Source organism: Hasllibacter halocynthiae (genome assembly GCF_003003095.1).
Taxonomy (GTDB): Bacteria; Pseudomonadota; Alphaproteobacteria; order Rhodobacterales; family Rhodobacteraceae; genus Hasllibacter; species Hasllibacter halocynthiae.
This window is the reverse complement of record NZ_PVTT01000001.1, coordinates 129,491-141,201: the sequence shown is the minus strand read 5'-3', so window position 1 is coordinate 141,201 and position 11,711 is coordinate 129,491. Positions and strand designations below refer to the sequence as shown.

Here is an 11,711-nt window from a genome sequence, read left to right as displayed (position 1 = left end):
CTACCACCAGCGCCGGGGACGTGCCACGAAGCCCGCGCGCTCCTCGACCGCGCTGGCGAGATTCAGCAACTCCCCCTCTTCCCAGGGGCGGCCGACGAGCTGCAGCCCGAGGGGCAGCCCCCGGGCGTCGAGCCCCGCCGGGACGCTGATCCCCGGCAGCCCGGCGAGGTTCACCGTCACCGTGAACACGTCGTTGAGGTACATCTGCACCGGATCGCCCGACGCCGAGCCTAGGGGGAAGGCCGCCGAAGGGGTGGCCGGGGTCAGGATCGCGTCGACCCCGTCCGCGAAGACATCCTCGAAGTCCTTCTTGATCAGGGTGCGGACCCGGCGGGCGCGATTGTAGTAGGCGTCGTAGAAGCCCGCCGAAAGGACGTAGGTGCCCACCATGACGCGGCGCTGCACTTCGTCGCCGAAGCCCTCGGCGCGGGTCTTCTCGTACATCTCGGTGACGCCGTCGCCCTGGTCCAGCGCCGCGCGGCGGCCGTAGCGGACCCCGTCGTAGCGCGCGAGGTTCGAGGACGCCTCGGCGGGCGCGATGACGTAGTAGGCGGGAAGCGCGTACTTCGTGTGCGGCAGGGTGATGTCCCGCAGCTCCGCGCCCGCGTCGGCGAGCATCCGGCGCCCCTCCGCCCAGAGGGCCTCGATCTCGCCGGGCATGCCGTCCAGCCGGTACTCCTTCGGCACGCCGATGACCTTGCCGCGCACGTCGCCGTCCAGCATCGCCTCGAGGTCCGGCACCGCGCGGTCGGCAGAGGTCGAGTCCTGCGGGTCGTGCCCCATCATGGCGCGGCCCAGGATCGCGGCGTCGCGCACCGTCTTCGTCATCGGGCCGGCCTGGTCGAGCGAGGAGGCGAAGGCCACGATCCCCCAGCGCGAGCAGCGCCCATAGGTGGGCTTCAGCCCCACGATGCCCGTGAAGGCGGCCGGCTGGCGGATCGAGCCGCCCGTGTCGGTGCCGGTCGCCCCCAGCACGAGGTCGGCGGCCACCGCGGCGGCGGATCCGCCGGACGAGCCGCCAGGCGTCAGCGCCGCGTCGCCCTCCCCCGCCTTCCAGGGGTTCACGGCGTCGCCATAGGTGCTGGTCTCGTTCGAGCTGCCCATGGCGAACTCGTCCATGTTCAGCTTGCCGACCATCACCGCGCCCTGGTCCCAGAGCTGCCGCGTCACGGTCGATTCGTATTCCGGCCGGAACCCCTCGAGGATGCGGGAGCCGGCCTGCGAGGGCACGCCTTCGGTGCAGAAGAGGTCCTTGATCCCCAGCGGGATGCCGCAAAGGTCGGGCGCGTCCGCCCCCCGGGCCCGCAGCACGTCGTCCGCCGCGGCGGCCTGGGTGCGGGCGATCTCGAACGTGTCGTGGACCACGGCGTTCAGCGCCCGGGCGCCCTCGACCGCCTCGATGGCCGCCTCGGCGATGTCCGTCGCCCGGAGGTCGCCCGCCCGCATCCGGTCGCGGGCATCCGCGATGGTCAGGCCCTGCAGCATGTCGGCGCTCATTCCACCACCTTCGGCACGGCGAAGAAGCCCTCGCGGGCCTCGGGGGCGTTCTTCAGGATGCGGTCCGGCATCCCGCCGCTCGTCACCACGTCCTCGCGGCGCTTGAGGCGCATCGGGGTCACGCCGGTCATCGGCTCGACGCCCTCGACGTCCACCTCGTTCAGCTGCTCGACGAACCCGAGGATGCGCCCGAACTCCTCCGCGAGGGGGGCGAGCCGCTCCTCGGGGACGGCGATGCGCGCCAGCTTGGCGACGCGGCGCGCCGTCTCGGCGTCGATCTCGGACATGGGCACCCCCGGCTCTGGAACGGCGCCGCGATACGGCGCGGGCGGGGGGCCTTCAAGGGCGGGCGAGGTGACGCCGGTGCACCTCGATCATCCAACCCAGCATCACGCCGTTCAGGACGTGCCACCAGAGATGGGTGCCGACGGGGATCGCCGCGCAGAGCGGCATGTCGAGCGAGCGGAGGGTCAGGGAGAGGACGAGGATCGCCGCGCCGATCCCGAGGCCGCGCGCGGTCATGGGCGCGCGGAGGCGCAGGAGGACCGCGTAGATGGCGATGAGCAGGGGAACGGGCCAGTAGAACGCGCTGATGCCGAAGAAGGGCAGCGCCGCGAAGGCGGGGGTCAGCAGCGCGGCGTAGGGCACGAAGGCGAGCGTGCCGAGTGCGGTCGCCCAGTGCGGCATACCCCAGAAATCGCGGTTCGCCGCCCAGATATAAGCCAGGATGAAGAGGCCGATCGGCACCGTGTCCGCCAGGGAGGCCCAGCGCGTCGCGAGGGTATGGAAGAGGAAGCTGCCGATCCCGATCGCGGCGAGCAGGACGATCAGGACCGTCTCGACGGGCGTGCGGCGGGCGACCGTCCGGCGCCACATCACGATGGCGGCCAAGAGGAAGGAAGCGTTCGTCGCCGCGTTCAGCGGCTCGGCCCAGAAGGCGAAGCCGATGCGCTCGCAATAGCCGTCGACGCGTTCAGTCCACATGCGGGCGTTTCAGCATGCGGACCGCCCGCCGGGCAACCGTGGCCCGGCGGGCGGTGCCGTCGCCCCCCGCATCCGGACGGGGGGCGTGCGGCGATCAGCTGTCGGTGTCGATCACGTCGTCGGAATCCACGTAGTAGCGGCCGCCTTCGGCGAAGTCCGCGTCCGCGGTCTGAAGCTCGGTGTCGTCGAGATCGCCCGAAGCGTCGAGGTCGTAGGCGCCGAAGATGCCCCTGTTGAACTCGTCCTCGGTGAGGTCGCCGGAGGCGTCGGCGTCATAGCCGGCGAAGTCGTCGGAATAGTCGCCGTACTCGTCCTCGGTCAGGACGCCGTCCTGGTTCGCGTCGAGCGACGTGTAGAGCCCCGAGGTGCCGAGGCCCTCGTCGAATTCGTCCATGGTGGCGATGCCGTCGGCATCGGTGTCGAAGTCCATCATGCCCGTTTCCATATCGGTCTGGGCGAAGGCGACGCCGGCGGCGAGCGCGGCGATCGAGGCGGCGGTGGCGAAGAGCGTCTTCATCGAAGTTCTCCATGATGTCGTTGTGATGTCGTTGTGCGTGTGCGAGCCCTTTTCAGGGGGCCAACCGTAGAACGCCGATCAGGGGTGGGCGCGTTCCCGTGAGCCCCGCCCGGACGCGCGGGGTTCGGCCATTTTCCGCCGGCCGATCAGCGCCTTTCGGCGAAGAACCCCCGCAGGAGGGCGGCGGAGGCCACGGCGCCGACGCCGGCGATCACCTCGGGCGCGTGGTGGGCCTGGGGGTGGTCCAGGACGCGTGCGCCGTGCCGGACGCCGCCGGACTTGGGATCGGGCGCGCCGTAGATCAGCCGGTCCAGCCGCGCGGCGGCGATGGCGGCGGCGCACATGGCGCAGGGCTCGAGCGTGACCCAGAGGGCATGGCCCTCCAGCCGCTCGGAGCCGCGCGCGCCGCAGGCCGCGCGGATGGCGAGGATCTCGGCATGGGCGGTGGGGTCGGCGCGCTCGCGCGTCCGGTTGCCGGCCCGGGCGACGACGCGGCCGGACGGATCGCAGATTACGGCCCCCACGGGGACCTCGCCCCGAAGGGCGGCGGCCTGCGCCTCGGCGAGTGCGGCCCGCATGTGATCCTCGAAGCCCATGCGTCCGGGTGCCTCGGCCGGCTGGACAAGTCCAGCCGCCGCGCCCTAGGGGCCGGCATGGCCGAACGGATCGCCAAGTTCCTCTCCCGCGCGGGGATCGCCTCGCGCCGCGAGGTCGAGCGCATGATCGAGGCGGGGCGCGTCAGCGTGGACGGGCGCGTGCTGGACGGCCCCGCCTTCACAGTCGAGGGGACCGAGCGGATCGCGGTGGACGGTCGCCCCGTCGACGCGCCCGAGGCACCGCGCCTCTGGCTCTACCACAAGCCCGCGGGCCTCGTGACCACCGCCTCGGACGAGAAGGGCCGCCCGACCGTGTTCGACGCCCTGCCCGAGGACATGCCCCGCGTGATGAGCGTCGGGCGCCTCGACCTGAACTCCGAAGGGCTGCTGCTGCTGACGAACGACGGCGGAATCAAGCGCCGGCTCGAGCTGCCGAGCACCGGCTGGCTGAGGCGCTACCGGGTGCGGGCTGACGGCGCGGCGTCCGAGGCGAAGCTGGACGTGCTGCGCGAGGGCGTGGAGATCGGGGGCGAGCGGTTCCGCCCCATGGAGGTGTCCTTCGATCGTCAGCAGGGCCGCAACGCTTGGCTGACCGTCGGCCTGCGCGAGGGCCGCAACCGCGAGGTCCGCCGCGCCTTCGAGGCGATCGACCTGAAGGTCTCGCGCCTGATCCGCGTCTCCTACGGGCCATTCCGGCTTGGCCAGATCAAGCCTGGCGAGGTTCAGGAGGTCCGCCCCCGGGTCCTGAGCGACCAGCTCGGCCTCGCGGAGAAGGGCCCCCAGGCCAAGCCGAAGCGCCGCCGCGCCCCGAAGCGCTGATCCCCGTGGCCGCGGTGCCGGGACCCCCGTCCGATGCCGGCCGGGGCGCCGCGGCGCCGCCGGGACCGGAATCCCCCAGCCCGCGCCTTTGTCGGTCGGGGGGACGAAACGGGGGTGCGGCATCCACGCATGCCGGTCTAGAACCCCCCGACACCCAAGACGGAGCCAGACATGGGCGACATCCTCACGCCGGAGAACCTCGGCAACCTGCTCATGCTCTGCTTCCTCCAGGCGGTGCTGGGCTTCGACAACCTCCTCTACATCTCGATCGAATCGCAGCGCGCGCCGCTCGCGCAGCAGAAGGCGGTCCGGTTCTGGGGAATCGTCATCGCGGTGGCGATGCGGGTCGTCCTGCTCTTCGTGATGATCCAGCTGATCGGCCTGTTGTCCGAGCCGTTCTTCCGTTTCGCCTGGGAGGGGGTGCTGACCGGCGCGGTCAACTTCTCCACGGTGGTCTTCGTCTTCGGCGGGGTCTTCATCATCTACACGGCCGTGAAGGAGATCGCGCACCTCCTATCGGTGGACCAGCTCGGCCACGGGGTCGAGCACAAGGGCGGCAAGTCGGCCGTGCAGGTCGTCACGCTGATCGTCTTCGTGAACCTAGTCTTCTCCTTCGACTCCGTGCTCTCGGCGCTCGCGATTACGGACGTGTTCTGGGTTCTGGCGACGGCGATCGTCCTCTCGGGGGTAGCGATGCTGGTCCTCGCGGACGCGGTGACCGAGTTCATCGAGAAGAACCGCATGTTCGAGGTGCTCGGCCTCTTCATCCTGCTGATCGTCGGCGTGGTCCTCCTGGGCGAGGCGGGCGTCGCGGCCGAGCACGCGACCCATCTCGAGGAGGACGTCATCCGGGTCTTCGGCTATCCGATCGTGCCCATGTCGAAGACGACCTTCTACTTCGCGGTGATCGTCCTCTTCGTCTGCGAGATCATTCAGACGGGCTACTCGCGCAAGTTGAACGGCCAGCGGCGCACGCAGTCGCGCCTGTGAGCCGCCCAAAGCGCCGCCGCCGCGCGGGTTCGAGTTGGCCTTCCCGGCCCCCCGCGCTTAGGTAGCGTCCGTAGCCGCCGCAGAAGGGTCCCGGAATGTTCGGCAACGCGCTCGACAAGGTCGCCTTCGTGCTGCTGTTCGTCCTTCTGATGACCGTGGCCCTCGGGCGTGCGGGCGGGGCGCTCTGATGGCGCGGCGCTACGGGGGGCGCTACTCGCCCAAGGGCGGGGGCACCGGGGCGCCGGACGCCCCTTCCCTGCCCGAGCTGCGGCAGGGCCCGGTGGGGCTTCGCGCGAACCTCCTCTGGGTGCCGCCGGCGGTCCTGACGCTGACGGCGTTCCTCTCCGGCGGGGCGGCCCTGCTCGGCGGGCTTGCGGGTGCGGGGCTGCTGTTCCTCTGCGCCTGGCTGACTCGCGAGGGGCTGCAGGCCGAGGCGGCCTTCGACGCGCGCGAGGTCGCGCGCCGCCCGGCGATCCCCCGCAAGCTCTTCGGCTCGGCCGCGGCCGGGCTCGGGGTCGCGGCGGCGACGGTGCCGGCGGGCGCGCCCCTGACGGGCGTGCTGCTCGGCGTGCTGGCGGCGGCGCTGCACCTCGCGGCCTTCGGGCCGGACCCGCTGCGCGACAAGGGCGCGAAAGGGGCCGACGCGCTGCAGTCGGGCCGGGTCGCCGACGCCGTCGGCGAGGCCGAGGCGAAGCTGGCCGCCGCGCGCGGGCGCCTCGTCGCCCTTCGCGACCGCGAGGCGACGGAACGCTTCGACGCCTTCGCCGCCGAGGCGGGGCGTCTCTTCCGCCAGGTCGAGGCGGACCCCGCAGACTATGCGGGCGCCCGCAAGCACCTGGGCGTCTACCTCCAGGCGGCCCATGACGCGACGGAGAAGTTCGTCGCCCTCCAGTCCCGCGCCCCGTCCCCGGACGCGCGGGCAAGCTACCTGTCCCTTCTGGACGACCTGCGCGGCGGCTACGCGCAGCGGACCGAAACCCTCATGCTCGACGACCGCACCGGCATGGACGTCGAGATCGACGTCCTGCGCGACCGCCTGCGGCGCGAGGGCATCAAAGTGGAGTGATACCGCCCATGAAGACCGAGATCCGCCAGAAGGCCGAAGCCTCGCAGACCCTCGTGGACGAGGTGAATCAAGTGTCCCTTCCCGAGCCCGCCCCCGCCGGCGACCTGCCCGCCACGACCGATCCCGCCGCGCGGCCCGAGATAGAGAGGCGGATCGCCGAGATCGACCTTTCGGACACGGGTTCCATTGTCTCGTTCGGGTCGGCCGCCCAGGCCGAGCTCCAGCAGATATCGCAGGCGATGCTGGCGGACGTGAAGAACAAGGACGTCGGACCGGCCGGCAACTCCCTCCAGGAGATCGTGTCGACCATCCGCGGCTTCTCCGTCGAGGAGCTGGACATGGGCCGCAAGCGCTCCTGGTGGGAGCGGCTTCTGGGCCGGGCCACGCCCATCGCGAAGTTCCAGGCGCGGTTCGAGGACGTGCAGGGGCAGATCGACAAGATCACCGACGACCTGCTGAGCCACGAGCACGTGCTCCTGAAGGACATCAAGTCGCTCGATGCGCTCTACGACAAGACGTTGAACTTCTACGACGAGCTGGCGGTCTACATCGCCGCCGGCGAGGAGAAGCTGCGCCGCATCGACGCCGACGACATCCCCGCCGCCGAGAAGGCCGTCCAGGACGCTGCGGAGGACGACCAGGTCATGCGCGCCCAGGAGCTGCGCGACCTGCGCGCCGCCCGCGACGACCTCGAGCGCCGCGTGCACGACCTGAAGCTGACGCGGCAGGTAACGATGCAGTCCCTGCCCTCGATCCGCCTCGTGCAGGAGAACGACAAGAGCCTCGTCACCAAGATCAACTCGACCCTCGTGAACACCGTCCCCCTGTGGGAGACGCAGCTCGCCCAGGCCGTCACCATCCAGCGCAGCGCGGACGCCGCCGGCGCGGTGCGCGACGCGAACGACCTGACGAACGAGCTGCTGCGGTCCAACGCCGAGAACCTGCGCACCTCCAATAAGGCCATCCGTGAGGAGATGGAGCGCGGCGTCTTCGACATCGAGGCGGTGAAGCATGCGAACGCCGAGCTGATCGCCACGATCCAGGAATCGCTTCAGATCGCCGACGAGGGCAAGGCCAAGCGCGCCGCCGCCGAGGCCGAGCTGGAGAAGATGGAGGCCGACCTGCGCGATACCCTCGCCTCGGCCAAGGCTGGCGGGTCGGGCAAGGTCGCCGGCGCCGCCCTTCGGCCCGCCGGCTGAGATGGGGGGCACGGCCGGCATCAAGGCGTGGGCGGGCGCGGCGCTGGTGGGCGCCGCTCTCTCCGGCTGCGTCCCCGTGCCGGAGGCCGCCCCGCCCCCGCCGCCGCCGCCTCCCCCCACCGCCGCGCCCGAGACGTCGCCCTCGCCCGATGCTCGGGGCGACCGGCTCGTGGAGGAGACGACGCGCTACTACGCCGGCCTTCAGCGGAGCCTTCTCGCGCGCGGCCTTCTCCGGACCGAGCGCGCGCCCTCCGACGCCCCGTTCGACGCCCGCGACCTGACCGAGAGCTTCGTCCGCGTCGCCCTCTTCGACGAGTACGACTCCGCCTCGCGGCAGCGGGCCACGCCGTCGCCCCTGCGCCGCTTCGCCGCGCCGGTGCGCCTCGCGCTGCGCTTCGACGCGCGCGTGCCGACGTCGCGGCGCGCGCTGGCCGAGCGCGAGCTGACCGCCTACGCCCGGCGCCTCTCGGAGGCGACGCGCCATCCCGTCGGCCTCGGCACCCCGCCCAACTTCCACGTCCTCGTCCTGACCGAGCCGGGCCGCCGCGCCGCCGCGCCCCTCCTGCGCGAGCTGGTGCCCGGCATCTCGGCCGGCGCGGTGCGGACGGTCACGAACATGCCCGGGTCGATCAACTGCCTCGTGCTGGCCTTCACGCCGCCCGGGGCGGAGACCTACACCCAGGCCGTCGCCGTGATCCGCGCCGAGCATCCCGACCTGCTCTTCCGGGGCTGCATCCACGAGGAGGTGGCGCAGGGCCTCGGCCTCGCGAACGACAGCCCCGCCGCGCGCCCCTCGATCTTCAACGACGACGAGGAGTTCGGCCTGTTGACCGAGCACGACGAGCTTCTGCTGCGGATCCTCTACGACCCCCGCCTGCGCCCCGGCATGGGCGCGGCGGAGGCGCGCCCCGTCGTGCGGGGCATCGCCGAGGAGCTGCTGGCGGGGCCGGGGCCGTCGTGAGGCTTCTCGCGGCGCTCTTCCTCGTCGCGCTGCCGGCCGCGGCGAAGGCCGAGCCGGGGGCGCTGGCATGGATTCGGGCGGGTTCGAGCCCGGCCGACGAGGTGGTTAAGGCCGGCATTTGGCATCCGCTCGGCGGCACGGTCCTCGCCATCGACCCGCTGACCTTGCTGGGCAGCGTCCACGACCCGATCCCCGTGCCGGACCGCCCTGCCCGGGGGGTGTTCGGCCTTCGCAACTTGGAGAGCGGGGCGCGCACCTCGGCTATGATGCTCGTCTGGTCGGACGCCGCGCCGGTCGGCGGCGAGGACCTCAGCACGATCGGCGTGGACACCGGCCTCGCCGCCTTCGCCACGCCCAAGGACGTCGAGGGCCTCGAACGCCATGCCGACGACCAGGGGACCTCTACGCCGCGCAGATCGAGACGCTCTACCCCGGGCCGTTCCTCGTCGACCTGCCCGGGACGTCGGCCTTCCCCTTTTCGGGCAGCGGCTGGGGTGACGGCGGCTATCCGTTGGCCAGCCTGATTGACGCGGAGGGTGACATGGTGGCCCTCTATGCCCAGTTCATGACGGACGGGGAGGACTGGCACCTGCCGCCGCCCTGCGCTGTCACCGCGTCCTGATCCCGGAGGAACCCATGCCCATCTTCGACTTCCTCAAGGGCGAGCTGATCGACGTCATCCACTGGACGGACGACACGCGCGACACGATGGTCCACCGCTTCGAGCGACAGGGTCATGCCATCAAGTACGGCGCCAAGCTGACCGTCCGCGAGGGGCAGGCGGCGGTCTTCGTCCACGAGGGGCAGCTCGCGGACGTGTTCAAGCCCGGGCTCTACATGCTCGAGACGAACAACATGCCGGTGATGACGACGCTGCAGCACTGGGACCACGGCTTCCAGTCGCCCTTCAAGTCCGAGATCTACTTTGTCGCCACCCGCCGGTTCACCGACCAGAAATGGGGCACGAAGAACCCGATCATGATGCGCGACCCCGAGTTCGGGCCCGTCCGCATCCGCGCCTTCGGCACCTACGCGGTGCGCGTGACCGACCCCGGCCTCTTCATGCAGGAGATCGTCGGCACGGACGGCGAGTTCACGACCCATGAGATCACCTTCCAGATCCGCAACGTGATCGTGCAGGCCTTCTCGCGCATCGTCGCCGGCTCGGGCATCGCGGTGCTCGACATGGCCGCCAACACGCAGGAGATGGGGGGGCTTCTCGCCAAGGCGATCTCGGAGACGATCCGCGGCTACGGCCTCGAGCTGCCCGAGCTCTACATCGAGAACATCTCGCTGCCCCCGGCGGTCGAGGCGGCGCTCGACAAGCGCACCTCCGTCGGGATCGCGGGGGATCTGAACAAGTTCTCCCAATACTCCGCCGCCGAGGCGATGACGGCGGCCGCGCAGAACCAAGGCTCCGCCGGCGGCGGAATGGGCGCGGGGATCGGCGCGGGCCTGGGCATGGCGATGGGCGGCATGATGACGGGCGGCCAGCAACCCGGGCCCTGGGGCCCCCGCCCCGTCGAGGCGGCGCCAGCCCCGCCGCCTCCGCCTGTCGAGCATGTCTGGCACATCGCGGAAGACGGGCGGACGGAGGGGCCCTTCTCGAAGGCCAGGATGGGCCGGATGGCGGCGGAGGGCGCCCTGACGCGCGACACGCTCGTCTGGACGGCCGGGCAGGATGGCTGGCAACGCGCCGGCGAGGTCGACGAGCTCGCCCAGCTCTTCACCGTGATGCCGCCGCCGCCACCGCCGCCGCAGGGATGACGGGGCGCCCCTTTGGCCATTCCGCCCGGCACGGCTAGGACGCCACCCATGGACGACCTGCCGCTTCCGCCTACGCCGATCCAGGATCACCGCTTTCCCTGCCCGGCCTGCGGGGGGGACATGCGGTTCGATCCCGCCTCGCAGGGGCTTCTCTGCGATCATTGCGGCAACGCCGAGCCCCTGCCGCCGCCGGACGGGGCCGCGCGCGCCCTCGCCATGCACGAGATCGACCTCGCCGAGGGCCTCGCGCGCGGCGGGGCCGCGGCTGAGGCCGTCACCGAGACCACGCGCGTCGTCGCCTGTCCCAACTGCGGCGCCCGGACCGAGATGGACCCCGGCGTCACCGCCGCCACCTGCCCCTATTGCGACACGCCCGTCGTGGCCGCCGACGCGGCCCCCGACCGGCACGTGAAGCCCGCAGGCCTCCTGCCGTTCCTCCTGACCGAGAAGGACGCGCGCGGTGCCATGCGGCGGTGGCTGCGCGGCCTCTGGTTCGCCCCCAACGCCCTGCGGAAATACGCCCGCAACACCCGGCCGATGCAGGGGGTCTACGCACCGCACTGGACCTTCGACGCCGCCACCACGACCCGCTACGCCGGCCAGCGCGGCATCCACCGGACGGAGAGCTACCGCACCGCGAACGGCAAGACCGCCACCCGCATCCGCACGGATTGGTACCCCGCCTCCGGCACGGTGCGGGTCCGGTTCGACGACGTGCTGGTGCCGGCCTCGACATCCCTGCCCGAGCATCTGCGCGAGGGCCTCCACCCTTGGGAGCTGAAGCGCCTCGATCCCTACCGCCCCGCCGCGCTGGCCGGCTTCCGGGCGGAGGCGTACACGGTCGGGATTCGCGAGGGCTGGACCGGGGCGCAGACCCGGATGCAGCCGGGGATCGACGCCGCCATCCGCCGCGACATCGGCGGCGACGTGCAGCGCATCACCGCCAAGGAGACCCGCTACGAGGACGAGACGTTCAAGCACATCCTCCTGCCGCTCTGGATCGCGGCCTACCGCTATGGCGGCAGGTCCTGGCGCTTCGTGGTGAACGGGCAGTCCGGCGCCGTCCGGGGCGAGCGGCCCTACTCGCCCTGGAAGATCGCCTTCGCGGTGATCGGCGCGGTGATCCTCGCTGCGGCGGCGTTCTACCTCTACGACATCGCGCAGACGGGCGGGGCTGTCTTCGACACGTTCGGCGGCGGCCCGACCCTCGTCCCGGTCGAGCCCGTCCGGCCCGCCGGCGGCGCGCCGCCCGCCACGGGAGGCAGCCCGCTAGGCACGCCGGTCCTCGACCTCGACTGAGGGCGTTGCCCCCACG

13 protein-coding genes are annotated in these 11,711 nt (G+C 71.8%); 8 read left to right on the top strand and 5 right to left on the bottom strand.

The features are described from left to right. The 5 genes from gatA to BCF33_RS00690 all read right to left on the bottom strand — a co-directional run bounded on the left by gatA (nucleotide 1) and on the right by BCF33_RS00690 (nucleotide 3,594). Nucleotides 1-1,497 (bottom strand): Asp-tRNA(Asn)/Glu-tRNA(Gln) amidotransferase subunit GatA, encoded by a 1,497-nt coding sequence (gene gatA, locus BCF33_RS00710; RefSeq protein WP_106159042.1) that lies wholly within the window; start codon nucleotides 1,495-1,497, stop codon nucleotides 1-3. Next, complete coding sequence (gene gatC, locus BCF33_RS00705; protein WP_106159041.1) at nucleotides 1,494-1,784, bottom strand: Asp-tRNA(Asn)/Glu-tRNA(Gln) amidotransferase subunit GatC; 291 nt, start codon at nucleotides 1,782-1,784, stop codon at nucleotides 1,494-1,496. The genes gatA and gatC overlap by 4 nt, the downstream gene beginning before the upstream one ends. A gap of 52 nt (nucleotides 1,785-1,836) precedes the next feature. Further along, nucleotides 1,837-2,481 carry a ceramidase domain-containing protein gene (locus tag BCF33_RS00700; protein ID WP_106159040.1) on the bottom strand — a complete coding sequence of 215 codons (645 nt, stop codon included), beginning with the start codon at nucleotides 2,479-2,481 and terminating at the stop codon, nucleotides 1,837-1,839. 94 nt (nucleotides 2,482-2,575) lie between these two features. After that, the gene (locus BCF33_RS00695) at nucleotides 2,576-2,998 is read right to left on the bottom strand and encodes a penta-EF hand family protein (protein WP_106159039.1); all 423 of its coding nucleotides are present in this window, start codon (nucleotides 2,996-2,998) and stop codon (nucleotides 2,576-2,578) included. 146 nt (nucleotides 2,999-3,144) lie between these two features. Next, the gene (locus BCF33_RS00690) at nucleotides 3,145-3,594 is read right to left on the bottom strand and encodes a nucleoside deaminase (RefSeq protein ID WP_106159038.1); all 450 of its coding nucleotides are present in this window, start codon (nucleotides 3,592-3,594) and stop codon (nucleotides 3,145-3,147) included. A gap of 57 nt (nucleotides 3,595-3,651) precedes the next feature. Between BCF33_RS00690 and BCF33_RS00685 the strand changes: the two genes are divergently transcribed. The 8 genes from BCF33_RS00685 to BCF33_RS00650 all read left to right on the top strand — a co-directional run bounded on the left by BCF33_RS00685 (nucleotide 3,652) and on the right by BCF33_RS00650 (nucleotide 11,695). Then, nucleotides 3,652-4,413, top strand: a complete 762-nt coding sequence (locus tag BCF33_RS00685) for a pseudouridine synthase (protein ID WP_106159037.1) — start codon at nucleotides 3,652-3,654, stop codon at nucleotides 4,411-4,413. A 171-nt stretch (nucleotides 4,414-4,584) separates the two neighbouring features. Then, a complete protein-coding gene (locus BCF33_RS00680) occupies nucleotides 4,585-5,403 on the top strand; it encodes a TerC family protein (protein WP_106159036.1) in 819 nt (272 codons plus the stop codon). 187 nt (nucleotides 5,404-5,590) lie between these two features. After that, a complete protein-coding gene (locus BCF33_RS00675; protein ID WP_106159035.1) occupies nucleotides 5,591-6,469 on the top strand; it encodes a 5-bromo-4-chloroindolyl phosphate hydrolysis family protein in 879 nt (292 codons plus the stop codon). An 8-nt stretch (nucleotides 6,470-6,477) separates the two neighbouring features. Then, nucleotides 6,478-7,668, top strand: a complete 1,191-nt coding sequence (locus BCF33_RS00670) for a toxic anion resistance protein (protein ID WP_106159034.1) — start codon at nucleotides 6,478-6,480, stop codon at nucleotides 7,666-7,668. Nucleotide 7,669: 1 nt separating this feature from the next. Beyond that, a complete protein-coding gene (locus tag BCF33_RS00665) occupies nucleotides 7,670-8,629 on the top strand; it encodes a DUF2927 domain-containing protein (protein WP_106159033.1) in 960 nt (319 codons plus the stop codon). Continuing rightward, nucleotides 8,626-9,153, top strand: a complete 528-nt coding sequence (locus BCF33_RS00660; protein ID WP_106159032.1) for a hypothetical protein — start codon at nucleotides 8,626-8,628, stop codon at nucleotides 9,151-9,153. Before BCF33_RS00665 ends, BCF33_RS00660 begins: the two co-directional genes overlap by 4 nt. Nucleotides 9,154-9,265: 112 nt before the next feature. Then, the gene (locus BCF33_RS00655) at nucleotides 9,266-10,396 is read left to right on the top strand and encodes an SPFH domain-containing protein (protein ID WP_106159031.1); all 1,131 of its coding nucleotides are present in this window, start codon (nucleotides 9,266-9,268) and stop codon (nucleotides 10,394-10,396) included. A gap of 48 nt (nucleotides 10,397-10,444) precedes the next feature. Further along, nucleotides 10,445-11,695, top strand: a complete 1,251-nt coding sequence (locus BCF33_RS00650) for a TFIIB-type zinc ribbon-containing protein (protein WP_245883674.1) — start codon at nucleotides 10,445-10,447, stop codon at nucleotides 11,693-11,695. The last annotated feature ends 16 nt before the right edge of the window (nucleotides 11,696-11,711 follow it).